Consider the following 14,699-nt stretch of genomic DNA (forward strand, 5'->3'; position numbering starts at 1 on the left):
GCGATGACAGATCTTACGAACCTCACATTGGAAGCCGCGCTAGGCGGTATGGCTAAAGGCGAGTTCAGCTCAGTTGAGCTTACGCAAGCTCATATTGACGCATGCCAAGCAGGAGCTAAGCTTAATGCTTTCATTACTGACACGCATGAATTAGCTTTAGAGCAGGCGAAGGCCTCTGATGCCCGACGCGCGAAAGGTGAGGCAGGATTGTTAGAAGGCGCGCCGCTGGGCGTTAAAGATTTGTTTTGCACTGAGGGCGTTAAAACTTGCGCCGCCTCTAAAATCCTCGGTGATTTCACACCAACTTACGAGAGCTCTGTCACAGCCAATATGAAAGCTGACGGCATGGTCATGCTGGGTAAGCTCAATCTTGATGAATTTGCGATGGGCAGTTCGAATGAAACCTCCGCCTATGGTCCTGTGATTAATCCATGGCGTAAAGATGAAGATCTCGTGCCGGGCGGCTCTTCTGGCGGCTCTGCAGCGGCTGTTGCGGCGGATATGTGCCTCGGCGCAACAGCAACAGATACAGGCGGCTCTATCCGTCAACCCGCCTCTTTCACAGGGACGGTCGGGATTAAGCCGACATATGGCCGCTGCTCTCGCTGGGGCACAGTGGCATTTGCCAGCTCGCTCGACCAAGCTGGGCCCATTGCTAAGACTGTCAAAGACGCCGCGATATTGCTTGAGTCTATGGCGGGCTATGATGCCAAGGACAGCACTTCGCTCAACATAGACGTGCCGAAATGGTCAGAGAGTTGCGGCAAGTCTGTCAAAGGTTTGCGCATTGGTATCCCCAAAGAATATTCTATCGACGGCATGCCTGCGGAAATCCAATCGCTGTGGGATAAGGGCATTGCATGGATGAAAGATGCAGGCGCGGAAATCGTGCCGATTACGCTGCCCCACACAAAATATGCGCTCCCCGCCTATTATGTTGTGGCCCCCGCCGAAGCCTCCTCAAACCTCGCGCGTTATGATGGTATGCGTTATGGCCTCCGCGTAGACGGCGTAGACCTGAACGACACATATGACCGTACCCGCACGGAAGGCTTCGGCAAAGAAGTCCGCCGCCGCATCATGATTGGCACATATGTGCTCAGCGCGGGCTATTACGACGCCTATTATCTGCGCGCACAAAAAGTCCGCACGCGCATCGTCGAGGATTTTGAAAATGCGTGGCAGACATGCGATGCCATCCTAACGCCAACCGCACCAAGCGCGCCATTTGCTGTAGGCCGCAAAGTCAATGACCCCGTGCAAATGTATCTCAATGATATTTTCACAGTGACAACGAACCTCGCGGGATTGCCGGGGATTTCTGTGCCTGCGGGCCTTAATGAAGATGGCTTGCCATTAGGTCTCCAAATCATCGGAAAAGCGCTGGATGAAGACACAGTCTTTGCAGCCGCTAGCGCGCTTGAAAAAGCAGCTGGGTTTTCGGCGAAGCCGGAGAAGTGGTGGGTGTAGTGTTAGGCGATTACGATAATTTTGTTTTTGGTGCGGTATTTGGACTAGCCTGTGGTTTTTTTGCGAGTCTATTCGTTTTGAATTTTTTTCATCAGCAAAGCAGAGCACAAAATTACTCCCACTATAGCCTTTTATTGGCCAGACTAAACGAACTTACTAATCGTAACCCTCTCAGTGAGTGGGATGAATTGGATGAGGAAGAATAATGTTTACAGCAGAACGGGTCGGAGACCCACGCGATTATATAAAAGGCGAAAGCGGTGATTGGGAAATCATTATTGGCCTTGAAGTCCATGCGCAGGTCGCATCGAATTCCAAGCTCTTTTCGGGCTCGTCTACGGAATATGGCTCTGAGCCTAATAGCCAAGTCTCGCTAGTTGATGCAGGTATGCCGGGCATGCTCCCTGTCGTGAATGAGTTTTGCGTGGAGCAAGCTGTGAAAACGGGGCTTGGCCTTAACGCTCAGATAAATCTCTTCTCGCGCTTTGACCGCAAAAACTATTTCTATGTCGATCTGCCGCAAGGCTATCAAATCTCGCAATTTGAGCATCCGATTGTGGGAGAGGGCGAGATTGAAGTCCTCCCCATTGATGCCGATGGCAATACACTAGAACCTGTAACAGTCGGGATTGAGCGTCTTCACCTTGAGCAAGACGCCGGAAAATCCGTCCATGATCTCTCGCCTGATGAAACCTATGTCGATTTAAACCGCTGCGGTGTGGCGCTGATGGAGATTGTCTCCAAGCCTGATATGCGCTCACCCGAAGAAGCTTCCGCCTATGTTGATAAGCTCCGCGGCATTGTTCGCGCGCTCGGTACTTGTGACGGCGATATGGAGAAAGGCAATCTTCGCGCCGATGTAAACGTGTCTGTGCGTAAACCGGGCGGCGAGCTCGGCACGCGCTGCGAGATTAAGAACGTCAACTCTATGCGCTTTATCCGCCAAGCCATCAATTACGAAGCCCGCCGTCATATCGAGATTATCGAAGCGGGCGGGACGATTGATCAGGAAACACGGCTTTTCGATAGCGTGAAGGGAGAGACCCGCACCATGCGCTCCAAAGAAGACGCCCATGATTACCGCTATTTCCCTGACCCGGATTTGCTCCCGCTTAAGCTAGAGCAATCATTCGTCGATAAGGTCAAAGCTGACTTGCCCGAATTGCCCGACGCAATAAAGGCCCGATTCATGGCGGATTATAACCTGTCGGAATATGACGCGCGTATCCTCACGGCGGATAAGACCAAGAGTGACTTTTATGAAGCCGTCGCTAAAGGCCGCGATGCCAAAATCGCTGCCAACTGGATGATGGGCGATCTATTCGGCGCGCTAAATAAAGCGAGCACAGACCTAGAAGATAGTCCCGTCACGGCAGACATGCTCGGCGGACTCCTCGACCGTATCGCAGATAAAACCATCTCAGGCAAAATCGCCAAGACTGTGTTCGAGAAAATGTTCGAAGGCGGCGGCACCGCAGATGACATCATTGAAAAAGAGGGCCTCAAACAGGTCACCGATACAGGCGCGATTGAAGCCATGGTCGATAAAGCCATCGCTGATAATGCAGGTCAGGCGGCGGCGGCGAAAGAAAACCCGAAACTGCTCGGCTTCTTTGTCGGTCAGGTGATGAAAGCGTCCCAGGGCAAAGCCAACCCGCAAGCTGTGAATGAGATATTACGTAAGAAGTTGGGGCTCTAGTCTTAACCTTGGTTGCGATGAAACCGCAGGTCATGACAGAGCTGAGGACGTAGAATGAAACTTCAAGAAGGTCCCGCATTTGGCGCACTGATTATTGGTATGGGCATTACCTTTTTTATCAATCAGAAAACGAGTAATCTCACGCTCGCATTGGGAGCAGGTATCATTATAGCGTTAGCAGATTACTTTGCCCTAATTTGGATTCGCCGTTTTACAAGGAAATAAGTTATGCCTCTAAACACCAACAAATCCCCTTCCGTCACAGAGGCGCTGGATACCCGCATCACTTGTCGGGACTTTCTTGATACGCCTGTGCCTGATGATGTCTTGATGCGGATATTGAACATGGCGATGCGTAGTCCCTCTGGCGGGAACTTACAGCCTTGGAAACTCCATGTCATGACGGGTGACACTTTAGCTGAGTTTAAGAAACGTGCAGCTGAGCGGACATTGGGCGGAAAGCTTGAAGAGCCGACTTATCGCGCCTATCCATCTCCGCTCTGGGAACCGCAACGCAGTTGGCGCTATAAGCTTGGCGAAGATATGTATAGCCTGATTGGCATTCCAAAGGACAATAAGATGGGGCGTTTGGTCTGGCTTGCGCAAAATGCCAAGTTCTTTGAAGCGCCTGTCGGGATTATTGTGACGGGCCATAAAAATCTCGAAATGCCGCAATATATGGATATTGGCATTCTGCTCCAATCCATCATGCTGCTCGCTCGCGAAGAGGGGCTGCACACCGCGTCGCAGGGTTGGTGGCGTAATTGGACATCAGTCTGTCATGAAATGCTCGACATTCCCGAAGAGGAAGAAGTCATGGTCGGCATGTCTATTGGATATGGAAATCCAGATGCGCCTGTAAATGATCTTTATGCAGATAGGGCAGGGCTTGATGACGTCGCGAAGTTTTATGATTAAAGCCTAGAATGAGCTTATCTAATATATAATAGGTCTATACGCGGCGTATCATACCTTGAAATTTTCTTGAACTCTCGAGTGAGTCCAAGAAAATTTCATCTGCCATGTCTTTACCATAGGATAATATTGCGCCAAATGAGGCTCGGAAACGTAAATTTATTGCCTTTTGACTGTCCTAAAACGAGAATATAACCCTCAAATACTATTTTTATTTCAAAAAGCGTATTTTTTTATACGCCATCTATATTGTGGTTATATTTATAGAAATATTATTTTATACTTACTGTTATGTAGTATTTGTTTTAGTATAACCTTATATTAATCGCGTATAAATCTATAATTAACTTATATTTACTTCGTTTTAATCAAATAAAACTTGATTAACCTTTATTCTAATTAACCTAATATTTATCCCAACTGGCACAGTATCAATTTAAGCGATGAGAGCGGAAAGGAATTTCGCCAAGGAAGCTTCTTCGATGAACGAGTGTTCCCGAAGGTATTAGATGAAAAGTGAAGATAGGAGGCTAATATGGCCTTTACAGATGTTGAAGTAAAAGAAGCACAAGCCGCAATTATAGCTGGTGCAAAATCAGAGGATTTATTCCGCTTGGGGTTGATATATTCAACTGACCTAGAAGATCGCGGCCCTGATTTTGTTGAAGCGCATAAATGGTTCAGTCTGGCCGCTATGATGGGTTCAATGCCTGCAAAAAGCTACCGCGAAGAGATCAAGCTCGAAATGAGCAGTGATGATCTGACATTAGCACAACGTGCAGCGCGTGGATGGCTAGCTGAAAACCGCGGACTACTTGTAGCTTAAATCGAAATAAAAAGCGGCAGAGCACAAAGCGAGCCGCTCTTTTAAATTATGTTTTCCGTTTTACGGCGAAACGACAGTTGTTCCGCCATTATTCTGGCCAAACTGATAACTTAGATTGAAATCAACGGGTAGGGCAGCTCGGAAGTTTTGCATCCATGTTCCGATTTCAGCGATGTTTGACTGCGGCACATAAATGATATCTCCACGGCGTAGCTGCATATTATCATCATATTCTCTGATATTGAGAAGACCATTTCGGATATTCACAGTTCGCATCATCATGCCGCCATTGGGGGAGCGGCGTAGAACTGCGACCCTTTTGGCTCTAGCTGTTGGGCGCATGCCTCCTGCCATCATTAGGGCCTCTAACGCTCCGACACGGCCCGGTAATGTATATGTACCTGGCTGCCCCACTTGGCCGCCAACGTAAATCTGTTCAGGTGAGTAAGCACGCGGCGTGACTGCCAGTGTAGGATCACGAAGTTGTTTTCCAAGTTCTGCGGATAACTGCGCTTGTAATTGCTGGAATGTACGCCCTGCGGCCATTATGGGCTTGCTCATGGGCATCACGACTCGACCATCTGGGCCCACAGTGAGGGTTCTGGAAAGCTCAGGAGCGCTGGAAACAACGATATCAAGCTGATCACCGGGGTGTAGTTTGTATTCAGGCTCATAATTCACCCATTGCTGGAACATACCCAGGCCCGGGTGAGGCGCTGGCACTTGGTAAGAGATATGTTTTTGACCGCGCAAACGTGCCATGAGTCCGCTATATTTTTTTTGCTTTTTTTTCTGAACATTGTGCGGATACCGACCTGGAATAGGACCTCTATTAATAACAGGATTAACCATTGGGGGCATGTGAACACGATTATGGTTAATCGTGGGCGCGTGATTCGGCATCGGCGCGCCATAGCGATTCTGCGCAAAAGCCGTCGAATCAGTCAGCAGTGTGAGGCTTGAAACCCCCATAAATAGGGCAATTATCGGGGATTTTATGTATTTGCTCATGAAAATGGCCTCAGCACATGTGTTTTTCGACTTTTTTCAAGTGTTAACAAGAATGGATAAGGAATTGTTAAATTTTGGCCTGTCTTATGGTTAACAGAATCATTTGAAGGGTTGTCCATGGCATTTTTACGCCGAAATAAAAGCAGTTCAATGAGAGGTCATAACGGTGGCTCTCAATCTGCGGGAAGTCACACCCATACCGAAGCGCCTCGCGCGGCTGATCTTACAGTTGGGGATTATGCGAATGGCATGCCCAATATCCGTTTGGGTGAGATGCTCAAATCCTTTGGGCGGCAACTTATCTGGGTTGTGCCGCTCTTTTTGATTGGCTCACTTTTGGCTTGGCATTTGACGCGTGATTTTAAACGAACCTTCACAGGTGATGCGCGCATCCTTGTCCAGATTGGCGACGAATATGTCTATCAACCGATTACAGGTCAGCCAGGACAAGCCGGCATGACGATTACTGCAGACACGATTGCGCTGAATGAAGTCGGCATTATCAAAAATGATGAGATTATTGAGCAAGTCTTTGGTGAGATGACATCTGAAACAAGTCCATATGCTAAACGATTTGATCCCGCTGGAATGAAAAAATTGCGCGAGGCTGGAAACAATCAGCGTCTGCGCCGAGAAGCTAGATCTGAAATGTTCCGGAAAATGGACAGAGCTTTCATGGTAGCGCCGCGTCCAAAATCTTCCATCATTGACCTGTCCTATAAGCATGAAGACGGTGAGGTTGCTGTCGCAACTTTGAATGCCCTCATATTAGCTTATCAATCCTATCGCCGTAAAATTTTCGTGGAAGGGGCTGCGGGCATCATCGGAGAAAGCCGTAAAGAAACAGAGCTACAGCTTGATCAAAATGAGCGGGCAATTGCGAGATTTCTTAAGAGAAACAACATCTCTGACTTTAATTCGGAGCAAGGGGGAGTACGCAAGCGTACTGAAGAGCTTCGGGCTGCGTTGAACCTGCTAAGAGCGCAAATGTCTGAAACAGAAACAGCTCTTGCCACGGTAGAGGGGCAATTGCGCCAGACGCCTAAAGAAATTAACTTATATATAGATGACCGTGCTTCGGCACGGGTTTCACAAGCAGAACTGGAGCTTAAACAGCTTTTGGCAAAATATCTGCCGAGCAGTGATCCTGTGCGTCAAAAGCAAACTGAATTAGCCGAGCTAAAATCACTACTAAGTGCAAATGGCGGCAGAGCAACAGGCGGCCGCCGCGTTGGCCCTAATACAGTGTATCAAGCTTTGCTCACACGTCGAAATACACTCCAAGCGACGGCAGATAGCTACCGTGAGAAAGAATTTACGTTGCAGCGCCAGCTCAATAGCGCGGATGCTAAGGTGCGTAAATTAACGGCTCTTAGCCCTGATTACGCCAGCCTTTTGAGGGAGCGCGAGTCATTGGACTCCCGCCTGAAAAACTATAATGCTAAGGAGCAAGAAGCTTTGGTAAAGCAAAAGCAAGCTGAAGCGACGAATGAAAATGTCAAAGTTATTTCATGGCCTAAATACCCCAATAAAGGATCGAATACACGTCTTCTGGCAGCTGCAGGGGCTATATTTGCCTGGGGTCTGACGCTCTTTATGTTAGCTTTGTTACGTGTCTTTCTCGACCCTCGACTATATGTCGCGCCGACCAGCCGTATTAACTCAGCAACTGCGCCGAGTTACATTCCAGAACCTGTCTCTCCTTATGTCCCTGAGCAAACACCGTATGAGCCTGCTGTCGCAAGTCATGAACCGGCGGCCTATTATCCTGAAAGCTATGATGCTGGGCAAGTTCAACAGGGTTATGACCAAGGCAATTATGCCGCTACTGGGCAATCCTATGGCCAACAAGATTATAGTCAGCCGCAATATGCGGATAGCAATACGGCACAATACGTGGCTGGGCAGGATAGTTATATGCAAGGTGCTGTTATGCAAGACGGCACAGGACCTCAACCATATGATCCGTATACTTATTCATCCTCACCCTTTGACCCCACGCCCTATACGGACGGGTCTGCGGCCTTGGATATGAATAGTAATCCTTATTTGTCAGGGCAAAGTGCTGGGGCCCTTGATCAAAACGGACAGTATACTCAAGGTCAACAAGACACCCAAACGCCTAAAATATAGATTTCGGGCTAGTGGTCACTCAAACCTATACCCATGATAATTTAAGACAGCGCAACTATGCGCTGGGTTCGCTTATTCATGGAATAGAAAACGCACTATTTTTCTTTGTCATTTTCTATTTCTCTGGCGCTATAGGCGGCTTGCTTTTTACAGATCTCAATGATTTGGAGCGGGATTTTCCGATGGCGCGCCTTATGTGGTATCCGATTTACGGTATCGTATTGCTTTTAGGGTTTCGTTGTCTTCCGCAGCTTACGCGCGTAGCCATTTTCGGCCCATTATTGATTTTCTGTGTGCTTGTCTGCGGCGCCTCAATGCTTTGGTCTATTGATCCGGGCATCACAATGCGGCGCTCTGTGGCTTTGCTTATGACCACTTTATTTGGTTTGGTTTTAGCCGCCAGATATGACTGGAATGGTCTGGTTCAGCGCTTGGCTCTTGTTTTTGGTCTATTGGCTGTGTTTTCTCTTTTTCATGGAATAATTGACCCCTCACGCGCTGTTCATACTGATATACATCCCGGAGCTTGGAGGGGACCTTGGGTTGAAAAAAATTACCTTGGCTCCCAAATGACACGCGGTCTGGTAGTGCTGATGTGTGCCTTCGCCATGAAACCATCGCGCGGATGGGCATGGATCCCATTGGGGCTTCTTTGTTTCGGCCTCGTTTTACTCTCTACATCAAAGACCGCCCTTTTAGCATGCTTGGCCGCCATAGGGTTATTCATTGTCTTAAGAATATTTCGAAGATTTCCTGTGCTCCGTATTCCCGTAGCCTATCTGTTCTTGGCAGGAACGACTATTTTCGTGGGGTTGGTCTTGGCTGCGCCGGACATGATGTTAGAATTAATCGGTAAAGACAGAACGCTCACAGGCCGTACAGATATCTGGGATGCGCTCTTACGCTCAATTAAAGAAAAGCCTTATCTGGGCTATGGCTATGGCGTTTACTGGATGGATCAGTTGGGACCATCCTATTACGTCAGATTGCAGCTGCAATGGGGTATTCCTACGGCTCATAATGGTTGGATCGAAACGTGGTTATCCGTTGGAGTTTTGGGTGTAGCCTTATTTGCTCTTCATTATATTTGGACATTCATTCTGGCATTTCAACGAATTTGGCGTGGAGGATCTGAAACCTATTTTGCCATTCTTGTTGTTATTGTGTTCTTGGTTTTCTCCATTTCAGAAAGTTCTATCCTACAACAAAATGACCTTAGCTGGGTGATTTTTGTTGCGGTCTCTGCAAAATTATTTGCTTTTGAGAAACCTTATTGGCGAAATAAACCTAGGGAAAATTACTTTACCCAAGACGTGCGCAGAACCATCAAACGTGATTAGGTTCACTCTGCAGGAGAAAGTTGTGGTCGAGGCGAGTTTGACTTAGCGGTTTGGTCATCAGAATCTGCTTTGACGATATGAGCTCCGAACCTTTTCCTAAGGACCATGAAGGGTTTTTCAACGATGTAAAAAGAAAACGCGGCAAGCGCAAAGCTTATACATGTGGTGATGAGTAAGCTTAAAACTGAGCGGTCACTGAAACGGTGAACCAAATCATAGACCGGAACGTGCCAAAGATAGAGTGCATAAGAAAGCTTCCCAATCCAAGCGAGCCATTTCCATTCTGCTATATTGACTGCGATGTTCAATGCTCTGAGATAATAGAAATTTAGAATGAGAACAAAAAGAGCCGCGCCTTGCAACGTAAAGCGCAGTGTGAATCGGAAGGCCTCATCACGAATGAGAAATGATGCGATAATAGCACATCCCGCTAGCAATGTGGGTATGACACCTAAAAGAGGTCTAAACGCTTTCAAATTACCTTTTAAGTGTAACAACACACTCAGAAGGCAGCCCCATGCTAAGCTGTCCAGACGAGCATCTGTCATCATATAGTTATAATCTGCATAGGGTAAATTTGTGCCATACATTATAAAAGTACGCCAAAGCGGTATCACTGCAATCAGCGCAATCAGTATAATCCCTGCGCGTTTCCAATTATTGCGGCACAACAGCATGAAGGCAGGAAAAACCAAGTAAAAATGTTCCTCGACAGCTAAAGACCAAAGATGGGTCCATGGCATAAAGGGCAGGGTATCAGTCGTCGCACGAATGAGCATTTGATAGAAATTTGTGAAATAGAAAATACTAGCCGCAAGTTCTGCCGACGTCGCGCCGCCAATTCCCAACAACCCATATATGACAAGTGTACCGAACAGCATAAATAAGAGAGCCGGGTAGAGGCGTACAAAGCGGCGTGCGTAAAAGTCTTTTAACCCGATACCTTTGTTCTCAGACTCAGCCAGTAAAAGGCGCGTGATTAAGAAGCCGGAGATAAAGAAAAATACGGTGACACCAAAACCTCCAGGCACAATATGCTCAAAGCCAAGATGGGCCACCATAACGATCATTACGGCTATAGCCCTAAGACCGTCTAAGCCCGGGATATAACCATATCTAGCCGTTTCGCTTAGATGGTTATTATGTGTGGCTGTTAGCCAAGTGAACATTATGCATTAACGCCAATTGTTGCATTATTGCCGTAGAGCTTTTGCTTAAAGCTATTCCACCAAAAGAATTTACCCAAAGCTTGCGCCGTGCGATTTTGGTAATGAATGTATTTAGGTTTATTCATAAGTTTAAGCCCTGCAAAAACCGGGCCATACACGCAGAATTGTAAGATACCTACGCACATCCATTTAACTATTCCCGGTAAGCCTGCTAGCCCTTTATCCGCTTCAGATTGAGTGGGGCCTTGCCCAAATGCAAAGTTACGCTTCCACATATATCGGGGTGTCGCCCGAGAGGCCGGTACGATTTCGTAGCTTTCCGCCTTTATTGCCCAAGCTACTTTAGCACCGTGGTCTTGCAGGTGATGAAATAATGCATCGTCTTCGCCGCCTGTTTCATTATGAATAGGATCAAAGGCTGGGCTCGGCATTTCACAAAGGGATAGATCCAAAAGACATCCGCCCGTACCCAAACACTTGGTAATATAGCCTTCAGGGGCATCTGCAATGCGTGAAAAGAAAGGTGCCATGTAAGGGTTAAGTGGATCGTCCTTATTCGGCATCACAGCTCTGGCGGGGCCAAATGTTATGGCCGCTTTATATTTGAGAGACGCTTTTACAAGCTCTTCAAGCCATCCAGGTAAGGCATCCATATCATCATCAAGAAAGGCAATAAAACGCCCTCTGGCGACATCTAGTGCGCCATTCCTTGCATTTGAAACACCCGGTTCGGGCACATGTTTATAAATGATTTCAATATCAGAGTTTTTCGCAAACTGAGTCACAAAAGGTTTCGCACTGGCTAGAGGGTCATTATCAGCAATGATAATTTCAATGGGGCGGTGACCTGCGCTCTGCCCTATGAGGCTATTAAGGGCAATACGAATACCGTCAGGACGTTTATAGGTTGGAACAACGACAGAAACGCCTTCTGACCAGTCGAGTTTACTAACCGGCTTCATGAGTCAGCTCCATTTTTTTTATAGCTTCGACCATCGTCAAAACTTCAGCACCTGATGATTTAATCGCGTCAATAACATGTAACATTTGCTGTGGCGTGCATCCAAAAGGGCTAGGGTTATCACGTATGTCATGGGTGAAAATAGGTAACCATCCTGGCTTGTCGCTTATGCGTTTTATTTGTTCCATGAGCGTATCAAAGTCCTGACCGGCGTAAAGACGGTTGGACCTTATCTGGTTAAGATCAACGTCATCTGTGCTTTCCCGGCTGCGTATTCCGCGAGACCCCAAAAACTTGCTGGCTAGCTTAAGTTTTAATTCTGTCGTCACCTGTCCATAAGGATAGGCAAATGTTTCACTGGGCGGAAGCCCAATTGCATTCAGGGCAGACTGGTTTTTATCAATGTCGCCCATGAATATGGATGCGCTATTTTGCGCGGCGTCAATATGATCGAAGGTGTGATCGCCAATCTCATGTCCACCGGCGTATAGGGCTGTCACGTCGTCAGCATCCATATGAAGACCTAGGTGATTTTCAATACCACATAACCCCATGGCAATATAGATTGTTGCGCGCCAGTTCTCTCGCTCAAGCGGTTTAATGGCATTTTCGATGACAGATTTAGGGCAATCATCAAAGCTAAAGCTGACAATGGGGCGCTCCAGCTGTGGCTTTATCACACGCCTTGCCATAAACGGCGTAATGCGCCGTTTAATTTTGGCTTTAAGGGACATGTCAGGTTGATAAACAGTCATTACGCAAAGGCCTCTGCATAATGGCTTGCGCGCCAAAGCTTAAGCGCCAAGAGCCGCAATTTCATAGGTAATACCCGTAACTTAACGGCGAGCTTTAGAGCAGGGCGCATTAGCTTTTGCCCAGGCGTTTTACGCAATCTTTGCGATATTCTAAAAAGACTAAGAGTCTTAGCTATATCAGGATGCTTTTGCGTGAACCTGACATAATTATGACCGCTTGTTTTAAAGCGTCTTAGTAATGTCTCTGTTGTTTCCAACCCAAGATGCAGGGCAGGGATGTCCGCATGAAGCAATGTGAATTTTTTCGCAATGCGAGCCGCCCATTCACTGTCCTCCCAGCCCCAACCGCTAAATCCATCATCGAAGCCTTCAGCATTCAGAACTTCTTTCTTTACGGCAAGGTTTGAAGAGGCAACAAATTGAGGTCCTGCGGCTTGGCGCGCGGCTAAAGAAAGACAATCTGATACTTCAGAGAGGGCCCTGTGCAGCTCTTGATCCAATGTATCTGCTTTATCAGGAACAGTAAAACCGCCAAAGATAACGTCTGCGATTTTAGCGCTTATAAGAGTTGTGTAATCTGATAAAAATGCCTCAGACACTGGGCGCATATCGGCATCTAAGAATAAAACCCAATCCGCCCGAGCTTGTTCTTGCAGAGCATTTCGTGCAGCAGACCGCCCTTTATTTGTATGAGCAATCATCAGGTGTACAGCGCTGTGAGCCGACTTTACCGCTGCCGCGACTTTTGCATTGAGTTGTACATCGCCTGTGCCGTCATCATAGATAAGGATTTCCACATCTTTCCGTGTCTTCGTCTGAGAGAGCAGTGCATCTAGTAATGCAGTAGGGTCATCCCTGTAATAAGGGATGAGTACTGATAGTTTAGGTTTTGCCGGAGCTTGTTTTAAACTTTTGATATGTGTGATTTCTGTGCTCATGCGGATACAGCCTTTAAACGGCGCTTTTCTAGCAGACCCAAGACGAAACTGCGTGAGTTAGCGGCGTTAATAGCCATTGACACAACGCCATATGCCATTGCGCCAATTGACGCTTTAATCATCAAGACTACAAAGTCAGGTATATGGCTCATATCAGGCAAGGCTAGCACAGCGGCGGCCATACAGATGCAGCCAAACCCAATTTCAAAAGCGGCTCTTACTGGCAGGGGTAAGGGGTAGAATTTGCGGCCTACAGCAATAGCTAGAACAAAGCCAAGAGCATAGGAAATGACCGTCGCATATACGGCTCCCATCAGCCCATAAAGAGGAATAAGCCATAGGTTGAGCCCGATATTCAGAATAACCGGGGGTACCATAGCCCACATGAACATGGATGTTCTGCCCGATAGCATAAAAGCTCGTTGTGCGTAGTAACTAATCAAGCCATTTAATACACCAGCAAGGGCGATAAGGGGCATTACTGTTATGGCTTCCGCTCGAACGCTTTCGCCCAAGATAAACCCAAACTCTTTTGACACTAAAGCGATGCCTGTCGCAGCAGGCATAGCAATCCAAAGTAGGGACGCGCCGTAATCCTTCATAATCTCACGAGAACGCTCAACGCCTTCTTTTTCCATAAGCGTAACAGCAATCGGTGTGGCTGCCATAGATATCCAAACAAAGAGAATTTCAAGTGACCGATTAGCCAAGTTATATCCCGCATTATACTGTCCTGCAGAAGCTTCGCCCATCATGTAGGCAATCAAATACATATCAGCAGAATTAAGGGCGTAAGCCAGTAATAATGATATGCAAATTGGCACTCCATAATTGAAATAAGTCTTGGCTTTGGTGATTTGAGATTGACCGCCTTTCATTTTTTTCAACATGAAGGGAAGGTCAATCGCCAACATAACAAGTAAGGCGACTATGATACCAATGAAAGGTGCGACTTCGCGTAGTGGTGTCGTAAGAATTAATAAAATACCAATTGTAAAACTCATCAACATTTGGGTCGAATAAGTAAAACTATAACGCTTGACGCGGTGCGCCGCTTTATGAGCTTCCATACCCAGATTAAAGAAAATTTGAATCGTTGTTGAAGCTAATGTCGCGACTAAAACGGTCTTCATGAGCTGCGATATTGGAAGCGCCCAAAGAACAACCATCATGAACGCAAAGCCAGCAGCGCCGCAGGCAAGCGCATAAGTATAAAGCGTTTTTAGATGTGAGCTAACATCCCCCTCGCGTTCAGCTCTCGCTTGGAAGCGTGCCATTGCGGCTTCTAGCCACGTGAACAAGCCCATATGAGCAAATTGCATCGTAATCATGGCGAGTGCGTAGCGGCCAAACTCTTCACTGTTTAGCAAGCGCGTAAGAACCACAATCGTGCCAAAGCTGACGATAATATTCGCCAGATTAACAGGAATATAGGCTAGCATTGAACGGCCCATCATGAGCTTAATTCCCAAGGATATAAAT

At 47.2% G+C, this 14,699-nt stretch carries 13 protein-coding genes; 7 read left to right on the plus strand and 6 right to left on the minus strand.

The genetic code is table 11. The annotated features are described in order from the left end of the window. Positions 1-3: 3 nt before the first annotated feature. The 5 genes from gatA (at position 4) to F569_RS0109135 (ending at position 4,910) form a co-directional block, all read left to right on the plus strand. A complete protein-coding gene (gene gatA / locus F569_RS0109110; protein WP_026941949.1) occupies positions 4-1,470 on the plus strand; it encodes an Asp-tRNA(Asn)/Glu-tRNA(Gln) amidotransferase subunit GatA in 1,467 nt (488 codons plus the stop codon). Positions 1,471-1,675: 205 nt separating this feature from the next. Beyond that, the gene (gene gatB, locus F569_RS0109120) at positions 1,676-3,169 is read left to right on the plus strand and encodes an Asp-tRNA(Asn)/Glu-tRNA(Gln) amidotransferase subunit GatB (protein WP_026941951.1); all 1,494 of its coding nucleotides are present in this window, start codon (positions 1,676-1,678) and stop codon (positions 3,167-3,169) included. A 54-nt stretch (positions 3,170-3,223) separates the two neighbouring features. After that, on the plus strand, positions 3,224-3,394 hold the full coding sequence (locus tag F569_RS19560) for a hypothetical protein (RefSeq protein WP_154813699.1): 171 nt from the start codon (positions 3,224-3,226) through the stop codon (positions 3,392-3,394). 3 nt (positions 3,395-3,397) lie between these two features. Further along, positions 3,398-4,087: a nitroreductase gene (locus tag F569_RS0109130; RefSeq protein WP_026941952.1), complete on the plus strand. Its 690-nt coding sequence runs from the start codon at positions 3,398-3,400 to the stop codon at positions 4,085-4,087. A gap of 532 nt (positions 4,088-4,619) precedes the next feature. After that, entirely contained in the window at positions 4,620-4,910 is a 291-nt protein-coding gene (locus F569_RS0109135) for a hypothetical protein (protein WP_026941953.1), read from the plus strand. 60 nt (positions 4,911-4,970) lie between these two features. Here F569_RS0109135 and F569_RS18965 read toward each other — a convergent pair whose 3' ends face one another. Further along, positions 4,971-5,672: a polysaccharide biosynthesis/export family protein gene (locus tag F569_RS18965; RefSeq protein WP_162143762.1), complete on the minus strand. Its 702-nt coding sequence runs from the start codon at positions 5,670-5,672 to the stop codon at positions 4,971-4,973. A gap of 366 nt (positions 5,673-6,038) precedes the next feature. On the opposite strand from F569_RS18965, the gene F569_RS0109150 reads away from it, so the two are divergent. Both F569_RS0109150 and F569_RS17335 read left to right on the plus strand, forming a co-directional pair. Next, the gene (locus F569_RS0109150; protein WP_026941954.1) at positions 6,039-8,054 is read left to right on the plus strand and encodes a GumC family protein; all 2,016 of its coding nucleotides are present in this window, start codon (positions 6,039-6,041) and stop codon (positions 8,052-8,054) included. Positions 8,055-8,065: 11 nt separating this feature from the next. Further along, entirely contained in the window at positions 8,066-9,394 is a 1,329-nt protein-coding gene (locus tag F569_RS17335) for an O-antigen ligase family protein (RefSeq protein ID WP_051279651.1), read from the plus strand. Positions 9,395-9,396: 2 nt separating this feature from the next. Here F569_RS17335 and F569_RS17340 read toward each other — a convergent pair whose 3' ends face one another. The 5 genes from F569_RS17340 to F569_RS0109180 are packed head-to-tail and all read right to left on the minus strand — an operon-like array spanning position 9,397 to position 14,674. Beyond that, entirely contained in the window at positions 9,397-10,563 is a 1,167-nt protein-coding gene (locus tag F569_RS17340; RefSeq protein ID WP_051279652.1) for an acyltransferase family protein, read from the minus strand. Beyond that, on the minus strand, positions 10,563-11,525 hold the full coding sequence (locus tag F569_RS17345; protein WP_051279654.1) for a glycosyltransferase family 2 protein: 963 nt from the start codon (positions 11,523-11,525) through the stop codon (positions 10,563-10,565). The genes F569_RS17340 and F569_RS17345 overlap by 1 nt, the downstream gene beginning before the upstream one ends. Continuing rightward, a complete protein-coding gene (locus F569_RS18970) occupies positions 11,512-12,279 on the minus strand; it encodes a polysaccharide deacetylase family protein (RefSeq protein ID WP_051279656.1) in 768 nt (255 codons plus the stop codon). The genes F569_RS17345 and F569_RS18970 overlap by 14 nt, the downstream gene beginning before the upstream one ends. Next, the gene (locus F569_RS0109175) at positions 12,279-13,217 is read right to left on the minus strand and encodes a glycosyltransferase family 2 protein (RefSeq protein ID WP_034388104.1); all 939 of its coding nucleotides are present in this window, start codon (positions 13,215-13,217) and stop codon (positions 12,279-12,281) included. The genes F569_RS18970 and F569_RS0109175 overlap by 1 nt, the downstream gene beginning before the upstream one ends. After that, a complete protein-coding gene (locus F569_RS0109180) occupies positions 13,214-14,674 on the minus strand; it encodes a lipopolysaccharide biosynthesis protein (RefSeq protein ID WP_026941956.1) in 1,461 nt (486 codons plus the stop codon). Before F569_RS0109180 ends, F569_RS0109175 begins: the two co-directional genes overlap by 4 nt. Positions 14,675-14,699: the final 25 nt, after the last annotated feature.

The sequence above is a fragment of the Hellea balneolensis DSM 19091 genome (assembly GCF_000428525.1).
In the GTDB taxonomy this organism is placed as follows: domain Bacteria; phylum Pseudomonadota; class Alphaproteobacteria; order Caulobacterales; family Maricaulaceae; genus Hellea; species Hellea balneolensis.

Coding starts and splice junctions, on each gene's coding strand:
- gatB (WP_026941951.1), top strand. CDS start 1,676: ATGTTTACAGCAGAACGGGTCGGAGACCCACGCGATTATATAAAAGGC.
- F569_RS0109180 (WP_026941956.1), bottom strand. CDS start 14,674: ATGATGGGCCGTTCAATGCTAGCCTATATTCCTGTTAATCTGGCGAAT.
- F569_RS17340 (WP_051279652.1), bottom strand. CDS start 10,563: ATGTTCACTTGGCTAACAGCCACACATAATAACCATCTAAGCGAAACG.
- F569_RS0109135 (WP_026941953.1), top strand. CDS start 4,620: ATGGCCTTTACAGATGTTGAAGTAAAAGAAGCACAAGCCGCAATTATA.
- F569_RS17345 (WP_051279654.1), bottom strand. CDS start 11,525: ATGAAGCCGGTTAGTAAACTCGACTGGTCAGAAGGCGTTTCTGTCGTT.
- F569_RS18965 (WP_162143762.1), bottom strand. CDS start 5,672: ATGGCACGTTTGCGCGGTCAAAAACATATCTCTTACCAAGTGCCAGCG.
- F569_RS0109130 (WP_026941952.1), top strand. CDS start 3,398: ATGCCTCTAAACACCAACAAATCCCCTTCCGTCACAGAGGCGCTGGAT.
- F569_RS19560 (WP_154813699.1), top strand. CDS start 3,224: ATGAAACTTCAAGAAGGTCCCGCATTTGGCGCACTGATTATTGGTATG.
- F569_RS18970 (WP_051279656.1), bottom strand. CDS start 12,279: ATGACTGTTTATCAACCTGACATGTCCCTTAAAGCCAAAATTAAACGG.
- F569_RS0109150 (WP_026941954.1), top strand. CDS start 6,039: ATGGCATTTTTACGCCGAAATAAAAGCAGTTCAATGAGAGGTCATAAC.
- F569_RS0109175 (WP_034388104.1), bottom strand. CDS start 13,217: ATGAGCACAGAAATCACACATATCAAAAGTTTAAAACAAGCTCCGGCA.
- gatA (WP_026941949.1), top strand. CDS start 4: ATGACAGATCTTACGAACCTCACATTGGAAGCCGCGCTAGGCGGTATG.